At 29.8% G+C, this 15,401-nt stretch carries 15 protein-coding genes; all 15 read right to left on the bottom strand.

Translation table 11 applies throughout. The annotated features are described in order from the left end of the window. Positions 1-31 precede the first annotated feature (31 nt). The gene (gene pseI, locus VJY32_RS05055) at positions 32-1,066 is read right to left on the bottom strand and encodes a pseudaminic acid synthase (RefSeq protein WP_353676809.1); all 1,035 of its coding nucleotides are present in this window, start codon (positions 1,064-1,066) and stop codon (positions 32-34) included. 1 nt (position 1,067) lies between these two features. Beyond that, positions 1,068-2,534, bottom strand: a complete 1,467-nt coding sequence (gene pseG, locus VJY32_RS05050; protein WP_353676808.1) for a UDP-2,4-diacetamido-2,4,6-trideoxy-beta-L-altropyranose hydrolase — start codon at positions 2,532-2,534, stop codon at positions 1,068-1,070. Further along, positions 2,531-3,709, bottom strand: a complete 1,179-nt coding sequence (pseC, locus tag VJY32_RS05045; protein ID WP_353676807.1) for a UDP-4-amino-4,6-dideoxy-N-acetyl-beta-L-altrosamine transaminase — start codon at positions 3,707-3,709, stop codon at positions 2,531-2,533. Before pseC ends, pseG begins: the two co-directional genes overlap by 4 nt. Then, positions 3,710-4,762, bottom strand: coding sequence for a UDP-N-acetylglucosamine 4,6-dehydratase (inverting) (pseB, locus tag VJY32_RS05040; protein ID WP_353676806.1), 1,053 nt, complete (start codon positions 4,760-4,762; stop codon positions 3,710-3,712). A 97-nt stretch (positions 4,763-4,859) separates the two neighbouring features. Next, the gene (hepT, locus tag VJY32_RS05035; RefSeq protein ID WP_353676805.1) at positions 4,860-5,261 is read right to left on the bottom strand and encodes a type VII toxin-antitoxin system HepT family RNase toxin; all 402 of its coding nucleotides are present in this window, start codon (positions 5,259-5,261) and stop codon (positions 4,860-4,862) included. Continuing rightward, a complete protein-coding gene (gene mntA, locus VJY32_RS05030) occupies positions 5,262-5,672 on the bottom strand; it encodes a type VII toxin-antitoxin system MntA family adenylyltransferase antitoxin (RefSeq protein WP_353676804.1) in 411 nt (136 codons plus the stop codon). Between the two features lie 105 nt (positions 5,673-5,777). After that, on the bottom strand, positions 5,778-5,963 hold the full coding sequence (locus VJY32_RS05025; RefSeq protein WP_353676803.1) for a hypothetical protein: 186 nt from the start codon (positions 5,961-5,963) through the stop codon (positions 5,778-5,780). Further along, positions 5,941-6,210, bottom strand: a complete 270-nt coding sequence (locus tag VJY32_RS05020) for an ATP-binding protein (RefSeq protein WP_353676802.1) — start codon at positions 6,208-6,210, stop codon at positions 5,941-5,943. The genes VJY32_RS05025 and VJY32_RS05020 overlap by 23 nt, the downstream gene beginning before the upstream one ends. Positions 6,211-6,265: 55 nt before the next feature. Next, complete coding sequence (locus tag VJY32_RS05015; protein ID WP_353676801.1) at positions 6,266-6,631, bottom strand: ATP-binding protein; 366 nt, start codon at positions 6,629-6,631, stop codon at positions 6,266-6,268. A 197-nt stretch (positions 6,632-6,828) separates the two neighbouring features. After that, a complete protein-coding gene (locus VJY32_RS05010) occupies positions 6,829-6,900 on the bottom strand; it encodes a hypothetical protein (protein WP_353677062.1) in 72 nt (23 codons plus the stop codon). Between the two features lie 341 nt (positions 6,901-7,241). Next, entirely contained in the window at positions 7,242-8,489 is a 1,248-nt protein-coding gene (locus tag VJY32_RS05005) for a YCF48-related protein (RefSeq protein WP_353676800.1), read from the bottom strand. Between the two features lie 112 nt (positions 8,490-8,601). Beyond that, positions 8,602-9,933: a BFO_1060 family glycosyltransferase gene (locus tag VJY32_RS05000; protein ID WP_353676799.1), complete on the bottom strand. Its 1,332-nt coding sequence runs from the start codon at positions 9,931-9,933 to the stop codon at positions 8,602-8,604. 25 nt (positions 9,934-9,958) lie between these two features. Next, the gene (locus VJY32_RS04995; RefSeq protein ID WP_353676798.1) at positions 9,959-11,323 is read right to left on the bottom strand and encodes a glycosyltransferase family protein; all 1,365 of its coding nucleotides are present in this window, start codon (positions 11,321-11,323) and stop codon (positions 9,959-9,961) included. Beyond that, entirely contained in the window at positions 11,313-12,794 is a 1,482-nt protein-coding gene (locus VJY32_RS04990) for a lipopolysaccharide biosynthesis protein (RefSeq protein WP_353676797.1), read from the bottom strand. Before VJY32_RS04990 ends, VJY32_RS04995 begins: the two co-directional genes overlap by 11 nt. Before the next feature lie 4 nt (positions 12,795-12,798). Next, the gene (locus VJY32_RS04985; RefSeq protein ID WP_353676796.1) at positions 12,799-15,315 is read right to left on the bottom strand and encodes a YfhO family protein; all 2,517 of its coding nucleotides are present in this window, start codon (positions 15,313-15,315) and stop codon (positions 12,799-12,801) included. Positions 15,316-15,401 lie beyond the last annotated feature (86 nt).

Here is a 15,401-nt window from a genome sequence, read left to right as displayed (position 1 = left end):
ATCTCTAATAAATTTTCTCTTAAACTAATATTTACTCAATTAAATCCCAGTTTAATGGTGTTCCTTTTTTAATATCGGTTCTTGCCTTTTTACCTAAAATATCTTTGAGATACTTTGGTGGTAATCCATAAGAAGGTCGAATTGATTTAATATTTTCTTCTGTTAATTGCTCTCCTGCTTTAATATCCTTTACTGCAAATAAAGACCTTGCAAATGTTCTGCTCTTTTTAATTTTATCATTAAGTTCAAAGGATGATTTTCCAAGAGCTTTTTCAACCTGTCTGATTTCATCAACCATTTTTTTGAATTCATGAGGTTCTAAAGAAAATGAAGCATCTGGTCCGCCAAGATTTTTATCAAGTATAAAATGTTTCTCAATAATTTTTGCACCAAGAGCTACAGCAGCAACCGGCACAACTGTTCCTAATGTATGGTCTGATAATCCAACAACTGTATTAAATTTTTCTTTCAATAAAGGAATTGTGTTCAAATTAGCATCTTCAATTGGAGCTGGATATTCAGATGTGCATTTCAATAAGGCAATCTGGTTATTATTCATTCTTTTGCAAGCATCAACAGCTTCTTTAATTTCTTCTTCTGTAGCAATTCCAGTTGAAATTATAATTGGTTTCCCTTTTGAAGCAGCGTATTCAATTAATGGTATATCAACAATTTCAAAGGAAGCAATTTTGTATGCGGGAACATCCATCTCTTCAAGAAAATCAACTGCAGTTTTATCAAAAGGTGTTGAAAAACAAATTAAACCAAGTTCTTCTGCAATCTTTTTTAATTTAGGCTGCCAGTCCCATGGTGTATAAGCTTTTTGATAAAGTTGATAAAGAGTAGTTCCATCCCAGATAGTTCCCTGCTTTATTTGGAAATATTCATTATCGCAGTTTATAGTTATTGTATCAGGAGTGTAAGTTTGCAGTTTTACAGCATCAGCACCGCATTCTTTAATTGTTTTGATTGATTCAACTGCAATATCAAAGTTTTGTTGATGATTTGCAGAGAGTTCAGCAATTATAAAAACTTTTTCTGTTAAGTTGATGTTTGCAATTTTCATATCAATCTTTTTCTAAAATGAATTTTAAATATTTTTCGTTATTAATCATTTCTTCCTTTACGAATTTAAAACCAGCAGATTTAAATCCATTTATTGAAGCTATATTCTCTGGCAAAATATATGCAAAAATTTTTTTAATGTTATTAAACTCATTAAAAACTTTTTTACATCCTTCGATAATTATTTTTTTTGATAAACCTTTTCCTCTGAATTTTTCTGTAATACTTATGCTTACAGTAGCTGAGTCGTCTTCAATTTGAAATCTAATTTGACCAATAAAATTATCACTTTTATCGAAAGCAAGAAGGAATAAATAATTTTTGTCGTTTATTTTATTCTCGAACCATTTTAAATGTTCATCCCAAGGTATAAAATTTTTATTAATTGATTGACTGCGAACAATTGGGTCGTTTGATAATTCAAAGACTATTTTAGAATCATTAAATGTTGCTTTTCTTAAATAAAATTCTTCCAGTTGACAATATTTTTCGATCAAATAATTTACCACTCTTCTACTTCCTTGTCCATCAACTTTAGTTTTTCCAATACTGCTTATTTTTTTTCTTACTCTTATTGATTTTAGTTTTTCAATCTGGTCAATAATCTTTTTTGTGAAATTTATATCGCTATAAGAAATTGGTTCGATAATAAAACCGGCTTTGTGCCATCCTAAAATATTGTTCTTTTGATTTTCAGCTACTTCTACTGCGATGGTTGGAGTGCCTGTTGCAGCAAGTTCATAAAGTGTTTGTCCTGCTGCGGCAATTGCAATATCACAATTCATCATCAATTCTTTCATTTCATTTGCAGATAATGAATGATAAAACTCTGCAAATCTAAATTTATCTTTTAGCTTATTAATTTCATCTTCATCTTTATTGCCAAATACAACTTTTAAATTAATCTCAGAACTAAAATCATATATGGCTTTTAATGTTGGTATAGTTAAATTACGAATATCCTGACCGCCATAGGTTATCAAAATTGATTTTAATTCCCGGTTAAATTTTCTTTGACTGACATTCCAGAATTCTTTTCGTATTGGAATGAACTTAGTACCAAGTAAGTATTCTAAATTTGATTTATGTGGATATGGAAATGATTCTGCATTTATTGTTCCATTTAAAATTATTCCGCTTGAATAATCGACTCTCATATAATCATCGATTATTAAAATTATCTTGCAAAATTTTGAAAGGTTATCGTAAAATTCTTTACTTGCAAGATATGAATCAACAATAAGTATGTCGCTGTTAATTATTTCTTTTATTAATGCTGCAGGATGACTAAGCCAGTTAATCAATTTATAATTTGTGTTTGCTAAAAAATTTTTTGCCTTCTCATCGCCATTAATGTATAGAGTTGGATAAATATTTTTTTCTTCAAAAGCTTGATAAAGAGAGAGGCATCTTGTTATATGACCATATCCAGTATTCTGAAAACCTTCTGTGATTATGGAAATTTTCATTTCAATTCATTAAGAGTTTTTAGAATTGATTCCGAAATATAATTCAAATCCGATTCGTTCAATGATGGATAAATGGGGATAGAAACTTCTCTTTTATAAAATTTTTCTGCAATCGGAAAATCTCCTTCTTTGAATCCAAAATTTTTTCTATAAAAAGGTTGTAAGTGCACAGGAATATAATGAACCTGTAGAAGAATATTTTTTTCTTTCATTTTAAGAAAGAAATCCTTTTTAGAAATTTTCAGTTCATCAAATTTTATTTGAAGTGGATAAAGATGATATGCGTGTTTAACTTTTTTAGAAATTTCTGGAATTATAAATCTATCATCATGAGAAAAAAAATCATCATAATACTTTGCAATATTTCTTCTCTTTTCGACAAATAAATCGAGTTTTTTTAATTGACTTATTCCAAGTGCACATTGAAAATCAGTAATTCGATAATTAAAACCAATTTCGTGCATTTCGTAATACCAAGGTCCGTCATTTTTTTCTAATATTGATTCATCTTTTGTCATTCCATGAGTTCTTAATGTTTTAATTTGTTTGTCTAATTCTTCATTGTTAGTCAAAACTGCGCCGCCTTCGCCAGTAGTAATATGTTTTACGGGGTGAAAGCTTAAGTTAACTGCATCAGCATATTTAACTGCATATTTAAAATCGTTTTTATATTCTGCTCCGAGAGCATGACAAAAATCATTCACGAGTTGAAAATCATATTTTTCTTTTAGCGTTTTTAGTGCTCCCCAATCACATGGATGCCCAGCATAATCAACAGCAACGACGGCTTTTACATTTTTATTTTGTGATAAATAGAATTTTATTTTGTCTTCTAATTTGTTTGGGTCTATTGTGTATGAAGAATAATCTATATCTGCAAAGTCAACTTTTGCCCCAGTGTAAACTGCACAATTTGCACTTGCAAGAAATGTAATGGGGGATGTAATTACAATATCATCTTTATTCCATCCTAATGATAAAGCAATTAAATGTAAACCTGCAGTGCCATTAGCACAAGCAGAAGCATATTTACTTCCAAATTTTGAAGAGAGCTCATTTTCAAATTTTTTAACAGTCGGTCCTTGAGTCAACCAGTCAGATTTGAGTATTTCGACTACAGCCTGAATGTCTTCTTCAGCAATAGTTTGTTTGCCGTATGAATAAATATTTTTCATTTAATCTCCATAAATGATTTCTTTTGCGCCATCCACATTTTTTATAATTAGCTCTCTTAATTCTTCAACAGATAAGAAGTGAGGGTTTGCTCCGCTATTATATGAAAATCCGTATTCACAAAATTTTCCCGGCTTGCTATTGCTTTTAGTTCTGAATTCTTCTGTATCCCAGAGTTTCAAATGTTTATTATTACCAAGCTGAACTGAAGGAAGTATTACAAAATATTTTTCAAATTCAATTGTATTAAGTGCATCAGCTTGAGTTATCATTTCTTCATGAATTTTTTCTCCGGGTCTTATTCCCACAATTTCAATTTTGCATTCTGGTGCAATTGCTTTTGCAAGGTCAAGAATTTTATATGAAGGAATTTTAGGAACAAACAATTCGCCACCCCACATTTTATCCAGACAAAATAAAACGAAGTCAACGCCTTCCTGCAAAGTAATATTAAATCTTGTCATTCGTTCATCAGTAATTGGCAGAATGCCGGTTTTCTTTTTTTCTAAGAAGAATGGAATTACAGAACCGCGGCTTCCCATTACATTGCCATATCTAACAACTGAGAATTTAATATCATGAGTGCCTTTATAATTATTTGCTGCGATAAATAGTTTATCGGAAGTTAATTTTGTGGCACCATAAAGATTAACTGGTGCAGCTGCTTTATCTGTGCTCAGCGCAATAACTTTTTTTACACTTGATGCAAGACATGCATCAATTACATTTTGGCCCCCAATAATATTTGTCTTAACGGCTTCGAAAGGATTATATTCTGCTGCAGGAACCTGCTTTAATGCAGCTGCATGAATTACAATATCGACTCCCTCCATTGCTCGTTTTAATCTATCGAGTTCTCGAACATCACCAATAAAATAACGCATCAATACACCTTCTTTTTGAAAACGCGGGTCATTCTGCATTTCAAATTGTTTTAATTCATCACGGCTGTAAATAATAATCTTTTTGGGATTATAACTTTTAAGAACTGTTTCGACAAATTTTTTCCCGAATGAGCCAGTGCCCCCTGTAATTAAAATTGTTTTGCCATCCATGTTTATCCAAAATTTATTCAAAACAAATTTATGAAATTTTTTTTGTATTGGTTACTATGAAGAAGTAAAATGGGAGACAAAAGTGAAGAAGCTTAATTTATGCAACAATTTCTTTTATAGTGTTAACAAAATCTCGAATATCTTCTAATGAATTTAGATATTCATATAACTTTTTTATATCTATTATTCCATATTCATGAACAAGCAAATTCCTAAGTCCAATCATTTTAATTAATTTTCTTCCTAATTCATTTTCAATATAATTATTTGAGACAAACAATGTAACCGCTTCTGAATAATTTTTAGGTGTCCCTAAATTTTTCTCGGCAACAATACTGCTTGCAATATCAATTATTATTTGAATGTTTTCAAAAATTCCATACCTAAGTCCCCATTCATCAACTTTATCTTTAAGAAAATCATCGGGTTTATAAGTGTTCTTAATTTTGTTGAGAATTTTTAGATTCTCTTCTAATGTCTTTAATTTGTCTATTATCATTTATAAAGCAAATTTATTTTTAGATAATCTTTCTAAAAATAGGTTATGAAATTTATCGCGTAGTGGTTTGAAGTCAAGGTATCTCAGTATCGCATTTTTTTTAAACTCATTTGCAATGTTAATATTCCTGTGAAAAATTAATATTCCATCTTTAATAATATTATAAGCTAATTCTGGATTAGTATCATAAAGATTGTTCAATTTAATTAAATCTATTTCACAACTGGTTAATATCTCAAGCTCAGATGAAAGTTTACCTATTTCATCAAGTGACGGTTCATTTTCAAAATAAACTGCTATATCAAGGTCGCTGCCCAATCTGATATTGTTATTTGCTCTTGACCCAAATAAATATGCAAAGCTGATATTATTATTTTCTTTTATTATTTCACTTATGAAATTATAGTCCATTGTAATAAAAATATTTTTATATGCTTTATATAAAAATAACAAATACTTATTTAAGATGATAAAAACAATTTGTTGTTTTATAAAAAACAAAGCAATGATAGTTTATCAATTATACCATTCATCTGGGGGAGTTAATAAAAATTCTTCAATAGAAATTCCTCCTAAACCAATTGATAATTTTCTTTTAGGATTATATTGTTTACAAAATATATCAAAACCTCTTAAACTTTCTTTTAATCTTCCGCTTTTAACTTCTATAGCTATTAAATTAGATCCGTTTTTGTAAAACAAAATCCACCTTGTAAGAACCTTCTCTCCAGTACATTAATTTTAGTTTTGTACCAATTGTAGCCGAGTATAAATGTGAACCAATTGCATTTTCAATCAAACGTCCCCAGAAGTCAGTGTTTAGCTTTGCTTCTTTAAAGTTATATTGAGATTGTGATGAAATTAAAGCATTGTTTAATGATAAAAATTTTGGACTGGAAGAGCGCTGTCGAATTTCTGAACCTAAGTACTTTTGAAGACCTGTTAGCATCCCAGCATTTGAGAGTAATTGCAGATAATGAGTTAAGGTAATAGTATTGCCTGCATTATGAAGTTGCCCTAATAATTTTTGATAATAAACAATTTGACAGGAGTATGAAGTGCCTGATTTGAATAATTGTCGGAATAAAGGCTGCTATCAATTCTAGTAGAAGAAAAATATCTCTCGAAATAGTAGTTTCAATCAATGAATCTCTGATGTAACTTGCCCATCTCTCCTCGTCATTTATCAGTTTGGCTGAACCAGGATAACCTCCCAAATAAATAAACTTGTCTAAATTCCAGCCAAAAGTCTCTTTCATTTCTCTATAATTCCAATGATAAAGAGGAATTAGTTCAAATCTGCCAGCTAAGCTTTCTGTAAGTCCTTTTTGGATTAATAATGGAGAACTGCCAAGAATCATTACTTTCAAATTTTATTTTACTAGCTTTATCTTCATCCTATAATTTTTTTACTACTTCAGACCAGCCATGAATTTTTTGAATTTAATCTAAGATTAAAAGTGCACCTTTAGAAAATTTTTTTAGATAACAATTTTGCCGCTTCCCTCTGTTGCTCAAGCTAAATTGGTGTAAGAGGAGTGGGAGAATCAGCCGATATATAATGAGTTTATATATTAATTGATGATGCTACTTGTTGTGCTAATGTGGTTTTGCCGCATTGTCTTGGTCCTATAATCACCTGAATAAAATTACTTTTTTCTTTAAGTCATTTTGATATTATATCGTGCTGTTTTCGTTTATACACATAATTTGTGTTTATAAAAATACTCAATATGTTAAGTAAATTTACTTAAATGCTGAGTAAAAATACTCAATAGATAAAACTTATCAAATTTGAAAGCCAAAGAAATTATTATGATAATAAAGTGTATGGCAGTTATTTAATTAAGATTCTTTCAAAGGCATCAATATAACTTTTTGAGCTGGCATTGTAGATATTGGCATTAAGAAAAATTTATTTGTAACGAACAAATATTATTAGTAAGAAAGTATTTTATTAAAGAGTATTAATGATATATTTTATTTAACTAAAATCATTTTTTTTATAATATTAACTCCTTCAAATGTTAATTTGTAGAAATATACACCGCTTTGCAAAGCACTATTGCCTGCTACACTTTTACCATTAAACTTTATTTTATAGGTGCCCGCGGATTTATACTCATTAACAAGTGAGATAACTTCACACCCAAGAATATCATAAACTTTTAGTAACACATATCCGTTCTTAGGCAATGAATAGTTAATCACTGTTTCTATATTAAATGGATTAGGATAGTTCTGGCTAAGTAAAAATTGGTGCGGGACATCATTGTTTGTAATATCTGTAATTTGAGGACTGTATCTTAAGATAATCCCATCAAATCCGACGGCATAAGCTCTCTTTAATGAAGGGAATGCAACGGAATATAATTTCGGCCAAGATTCAATCTGTGTCAATGTCCAGTTAGTACCTCCATCATCTGTTTCCATTATAATTGAACTGTAAGAATAATACCCGCTTCCCGATCCGCCAACTATTATTCCTTTATTACCATTAAATCTAATTTTAAATAGATGATTATCTGTTATTTTAGCGAAGGATGTCCATGAATACCCTTTATCGGTTGATTTTAATATAATCCCGTGATCTCCAACAAGCCAGATATCATCACCATTGCATATCACATCTTGGAATACAAAATTAAAAATGTTATTAACTGACCAAGAATAATCAGAATTATTAAACTTGAGGAAAGTACCATTTCTTCCTATAACATAGCTATGATTAGATGAACAAACATATATCCCCAATAGCTCGACTGGCAAATCAGTAATTACAGGTATCCATGTAGTACCAGCGTCTGTCGTTTTTAACAGAATACCAGTACCCTCAGGTGTACCGCCTACAATCCACCCTTTGTTTCTATCAGAAAAAAATATTTGATGAAAATTGACATTATATGGTAAATATTGATATTCCCAGCTTGTACCTCCATCAACTGTCGATATTATGATGGAGTTTGTTCCTACTATAAAACCGTGATCTTTATCGAAGAAATATACAGAAAGTAACCACTCGGGTATGTTAATACTAACATTAGACCAATTATCTCCACCGTCAATTGTTTTAATAATTGTACCATTGGTACCAACGGCATAACCGATAAAATCATCAATAAAATATACATCTGTTAACCATTCTGATGTGTTTGATTTCAGTTTTTCCCAACCTGCAAAAAGGGAAATATTGATAAAAAATATTAGCATGATAATTTTCTTTTTCATTTGAGTACTCCAGTAGAAAAGAATCTATTATTTTATGGATCCCTAATGATAAAAATTAAAGAAACTATAATATATTATCAAAGCTCAAACGAATTAAATAATGCCAGCATATTCAAAAAATGTTTTTAAATAGCTCCCCTGAAAAGAATTTTCTTTCAATATTATTATCATTATAAAACTTATCTAAATAATTTTTATAACTTTCGTATAACCTGTGGAGTTTTTCCATTTTATAATTTTCAAACACCCATAAATGCTTTTTAAATTTATATAAACGAGAATAAATTTTGCGATTATAAAATGGTCCTGCTATGCGTATTAATATATAAACTAACCAATGCCAGAAATGAAATTTATATTTAGGTTTATATTTACCACTAATAAAATTTTCTATCGTTTTTTTAAAATAGTAAGAAGCACGAATATGATTCATGCCATCTCCATAGCCAATTATATCTTTTATTAATTGATTTCTTACAATTGTTTTTTCTGTATTATAAAAACTCTCTATTTTACCATAGCTATAAAATTCATTTATCATTTTCTGTAATTCTTTATAATTAGTTGCAAGAGCAGAACCTTTATATAGCGCATCTCTGTTAAAATTAGGGTCTGGATTAATAAAAATTGTTTGTTTCCCCATAAGCCAGCTTTCAAGTGCTGTTGTGGATTCAAAGCAAGTCCATATATCAGATACTGAAATTAAATCGTGAATTGATTCTTCATTGCATAAGTATATCACATTATTGTAATGAACCAGTTCACTCATTTCATTGGTAACAGGTTCTGGCCTTTCAGGAGCGTTTTCTTGAGGATGTTGTTTTAATATAAAAAGTATATCAGAATTATTTTCAATTGTATTTTTGAGAATATCACGGACTTTCTTTCTTTGTTCTTCTACCCATGCAAGTTTAGATTCATCACCTTTGAAGTAGGCAATTAGTTCTTCTATTCCTCTTTTATGGTCTTTTTTGCCAAATGCCCAACCGGCATACCCAATTATTTTCGAAAAATTTTGTTTATTATACTTTTTAAGAAATTCTTCCTTATTCATAAATTCATAAATAGAATATCTATCAAAACCAGTGCCTCCTGTAACAACAATTTTATCTTTAGCTTCAGGTACTTCTTTTTTTAAATACTCAGCAGTTCTTTCACTCCAACAACATACATATTCCTGATAAAATTTTTTATCCCGATTAAAACCCCAAATATTAAATGAACCATCTGTTCTGAAATTTCCTTCCGAAATAAGAGCAAATAAGGGAATCGACTGTTCGTGTGCAATTTTAGATATTTCAAAATATAAATTTGAGCCAATTGTATTTGCTGATAATATTATATCCGGTTTTTGTTTATATATTTGATGAATATCAATATTCAAAGCATGATAGAATTCACAGTTAAAAAATCGTTCAGCAAAATACCTAATTGGTAATATCATCTCTACATCTCTACCTATAGAGTTGTCAGTAAAGCATAATACTTTTATTTTTTTCTCCATAAGTCTGAACAAATTTTTGTTTCGTCTTAGAAATATGATTTAAATATTCAGCTAATTTTTGTGTTAGGTTTCTGTTTGAATACTGAGAAATGTCTGTTCGATTTGGAAATAATTCACGAGCTTTGAATTTATTAAACAAGTTAACAATTATTTCGTAAGTTTTTTCATAGTCATTGAAATCACATGTATAACCAGCATTAACGCCATGAACAATTTTTGATGCATCACTTTTTTCGGGACCAATTACTAAAATGGGTCTCCGTGAAGCTAAATACTCGAAAAGTTTTCCAGGCAATCTTCCGTTCACATTCGGCATATTATTTAATATTAATAAAAGGACTTGGGAACGATGCATCCTTTTTATAGTTTCTGAGCGTGTAAGATGAGGATAGAGTTTCAAATTTTTTTTCAATCCTAAATTTTCTATCTCATCAATTACTGAATGACCAATAAAACCAGCTAATTCAATTTCTAAAGCATCTGAAAATTCATCGTTCTTTTTCGATAAATCTGATAGCACTTTCCATAGAGTTTTGGCATTTCTATCAGGTCCAAGACTTCCATAATGGCTCAAAGTAAATTTATCTGATAACCTTTCATTTATATCCTTAAAATCATCTTCATCATATCCCCATACAATGACTCCTACATCATTTGCTCCTATTGATTCAAGATCTTTTTTCCATGTTTCGCTACATATTGTGATTTTATCTGCATACTTAAAAACTCGTTGTTCCATAGCTTCATGAATTTTTCTTGATATTGGATTTAACATTAGCTGTGGGAAGTAATCCACTTGTGTCCAAGGATCTTGAAAATCGGCATGCCATGGAATATTTAATTTTCTTTTTATTTTATAAGCAATCATGTGATTTGTATGGGGGGGACCATTTGTAAATAAAACATCTACATGATTTTCACTTAAATATTTTATTAGGTAATTGGCAGTGGGTTTTATCCAAAATTTTCGAGCATCTGGTATAAATATATTTCCTCTAATCCAAATTCCAATTTTATGTGCTAAAGTATGCTTTTCTTCTTCTAAAAATACATTGTGGATTCGTTCTTCTTTCTTTTTACCCGTAATAAATTTAAATAAATTATATGGCTCCCAAATTCTTGTTTTTAATACTGTTATTCCCTTCGGAACATCTTTAAAATTAGATTCATCCAATACAGGGTATTCTGGATTTTCAGCTGTGCATATAATTGGTTCCCAGCCAAATTCTCTAAGATATTTGGCAAATTTTAAACAACGGTGTACAGCTATACCACCTGCAGGTGGCCAATAATAACTAATGATCAATACTTTTTTTGTATTATTTTTCATTTCTTGTTATTGTATTGTTAAATTGTAACAATAATAACTTGGGATTTCTAATATATTCAAGTTCACGAGTTTCATAAAATTTTAGCACATACAAAATCACTGGAAACAACACTATCAAAACCACCTTCACAAAAATATATTCAATTCTTTCGGGTAACAAATACACAAAGGAGGATAATACAGAACCAACAACTATTAGCAAAATTATTTTTCTTTTTTCATAAGGGATTTTATAATATCTATTCGAAATTATATGTGTAATAATATAAAACAAAACAAATGCAATTAATGTGTTAAAAGCTGCTGCCATTATTCCAAAATAAGGAATGAAAATAAAATTAAGTATTATGTTTAATACTGCAGCTCCCAAAGTTATAGTGGCAATGTGTTTTGTATTTTTTGTTAACATCATTCCCAATGATGCTGTAAGCCGCATTCCACTAAATGCATATGAAATTAAAATAACCGGCACTACTAAATATGCATCATAATATTCCGATTTCTCAGAAAATATTTTTACAATTTCCTTGCTGAACAACGAAATTGCAATACAACCCCAGATAAATAAAAAAGTTGAGTATGTCATAATCTTGCTAAAAAATCTTTTATCATCAGGTTGTCCATAATACTTGTAAGCAATAGGCATTAAACTTAATCCAAATGGCATTATCAGAACCATATTCAGTATGCCTGCAATTCTATATCCTAATCCGTAGAGTGCATTTGCTTCAGTGCCAATTAAGTATGTTATAATATATCTATCACTTAAATTCAGTAACATTATACCCAAAGATGCAAATGTAAGCGGAACACCAAATTTTATCGAAAATCTTAATATTTCCATATCAAATTCTAATTTGAAATGACCGAGTAATTTTATTATTAGAAATATCGCTACAACTGCTTCGCCAATTAATGCAGAGAAAAATATTCCTTCGATTCCTTTATTTAATTTAATGAGAAAGTATAATGTGAGAGCAGCTATTATTAAAAGTTTTACAATGCTGACCGAAGAAAAAAATAGTGCTTTTTCATCAGCACGATATTTTGATAAAAATAAATTGTTCAATGTTCTAAAAAGAACAATCCATACAATAATGCGCAGGTAAATTGGTTTTATAACCGGGTTATCAAAGATATTTCCAAATGTTGTAATGAAAAATTCTGAGAACAAAATCAGCAGAATGCAGACAGATAAAAGAAAAAGTGTGAGTGTAAAAAGTGCAGTTTGTTTTTTGTCTTTATATTCATTTGAGTTATTAATAAAAATGATAGATGCTGCCTGACCTAAAAGAAAAATTTCTGCAAGTATATTTGTAGTTACATCTAATAAATCCCAGCTTCCGAATTCGGCTCTGCTTAAATATGCAGTGTAAATTGGAAGCAGAACAACGCCAATTATCTTAGGTGCAATGTTGCTTAAACTGTAAATGAACGCATCTCTTAATGTATCTTTAAGTCGCTCAATCATATTATCATTTATTTTTCTTACGACTCATAACAACAATTGCAATTATTCCTGCATACAAAATTATATTTAAAATTAGTGAAAGATTTTTCCCAATTTTGAATGCTTTAGGTTCATAAATGAATTCAACCTTGTGATTTCCTTTAGGGACTACAATTCCCATAAATCCATAATTTGTTTTATAAATTTTTATTTGGTTACCATCGATATAAGCTTTCCATGCCGGCAAATATGTTGTTCCGAAGAATAAGAAATTATTTCTATTTGATTTGGTTTCAACAGTTATGTGCTCGTCCTGATATTTTGTAATCACAGCGTTTGTTGTTGTATCTTTCGGTTCAATTTTAAAATCAACATTCTCTAAATAAGCTTTATTTTGTGGGTCAAATGAATCATTTTTGATTGCATTTAAAATTTCTAATGGTTTTTCAGCAAGCACACTGTCTACGAAATACACACGCGGCAGTGCCTTTTCATTTTTGTAAACAAAAGTATTTGCTGATTGATAAACAGGCACAAAACCGTCAGGATTGTAAGGTTGATTTGTGACAATGTATTTGACATTTAACATTCTCCATAAAGTAACATTTACAGGAGAAACAACATCAACAATATCTTGATATGTGCGTGGTTTGACAGCAGAGTAACCAAAAAAATCCTCAAGCAAAAAATAGACATTGTAATTCGCATTGTTTCTTAGAGAACCAAGAGAACCATCTTGTTTTAGATTAAGTATTCTAAATGGCTCTTTATCATTTTGTTGTTTAATTGCAGTTACATAATCTGGTTCATTGAAAAGTTCATCAATTTGTTTTGCATCAACATAACTTGCACCGCGATTACCAATTCTGAATAAATCAAACAATATAAAAAATGCTAAAGCTGTAAGTAATAATTGTTTGTTTATTTTTACATTTAGATAAGCATAAATCAATCCAAATGTAATTGATAACAAAGCCATTGCTATTTGTAAATCACCTCTGAACATATCTGCCATATAATCTGACAGTGCAATAAACATTTGCGATTCTTGTTGATTTGCCAAATTAGATGCATATGCTTTAACTCTATTTACAAACCAATCGGAAATAGTTCCACTTAGGAGAATCGACAAAACAAATAGTATAGAAAATATTAATGCTGTGTTCTTAATGTTTTTCAATATCTTTGAATTTTTTTCTTCTCTTAAAGAAATTATTCTCATTACCCCGAAGCCTGCAAGAATTGGGAATAAGATTTGCAGAACATGCAATATCATTGATGGAGTTCTGAACTTATCAAAAAATGGGAAGTAATAATACATAAGATTATAAATGAGCGGGAAAGTTCTTCCAAATGAAATAAGGAGAAAGAAAACTACAACAATTCCGAAAAATTGAATTATTGGTTCTTTCCATCTAATAATTAAAGTGAAAATTGCAAGAGCAAAAATTATTACTCCCATATACATTGCAGTATCTACAAAAGGCATTTGACCGAAGTAAGTATTTACTTCAACGGGTTGATTGTTTGTAAGCGGCCCTTGATAAGTAGATTTTCCAAATCCATAATAAGATGGTATAATGAATGTCAACACTTCACCTGGAGAGAATGACCAGTTTGTTGCATATTCATATGAATCACTTGCTGAACCTGCCAATTGATTTTGTTTTTCCAGTATACTTTTCGTTCCTCTTGTTGAGTATGGATTGTACTCATAAATTTGACCATAAGTATCGTAAGACATTATTACAGCAATGGCTGCTGCAAAAATTGAAATCAGAAGTGATTTTAATAATTGCTTTTGTAAGAATTTATCTTTTTTAATAAATGAATAAGCAAAGAAGTAAATAAAATATACTAACCCAACTAAACCAAAATAAAATACAATTTGAACATGAGCACCAAAGACTAAATAGTGAAGTCCAATTACAAACAATAAAATATCAATCAATTTAATTTCTTTTTGAAACTTGAAGAGCATCATTAATATAAAAGGGAAAATAGAAAGAGACATAAGTTTGGTTGTATGACCAATAAAAAATAAAACAATAATTCCTGTGCTGAATGCAGTTGCCGTAGCTACTAGAAAACTTATACCTCTTGAAGCACCAAAACTTCTCATAAAGAAAAAAGCAGTAAAAGCGAGAATTAATAAATTAAATGTGTAAACAGCATTATAATTTTTGAAAGCAGCAGAATAAATTCTTGAAGCATAAGAGTAAAGCATTGCTGTTAAATCATAATATCTTGGTGACATTGAAGTAACCACAGCCGGCATGCCGCAGAAAATATGTGGATTCCAGAGCGACACTCCTTCCCTGTCTTTCAATGCATATTGACGCATGCTTTTTACCTGTATTAAATCACCTGAAGATGTGGTTTTATCTCCAAACATAATTGGCGAAAAAAAGATGAGCATCAAAAGTACAATTATTAATAAGAGCAATGCAGTGTGATATTTTTCCGGAATTAAATTTTCAATGGAAAAGCCTAATTCCTTTTTTTGAGACTGAGCCAAAGTTCCCTTTTTGTACTTACTCATTTATGCACCATTTTTTATAATAATTTTTAATGAATTTAATTTATTTAATAGTTTTTGATATTAAAAACCAAAAAAACTTTGTGTGA

The organism is Rosettibacter primus, assembly GCF_036860675.1.
In the GTDB taxonomy this organism is placed as follows: Bacteria; Bacteroidota; Ignavibacteria; order Ignavibacteriales; family Melioribacteraceae; genus Rosettibacter; species Rosettibacter primus.
The sequence above is the reverse complement of the archived record's forward strand: the minus strand, read 5'-3'. Positions and strand labels throughout refer to the sequence as shown.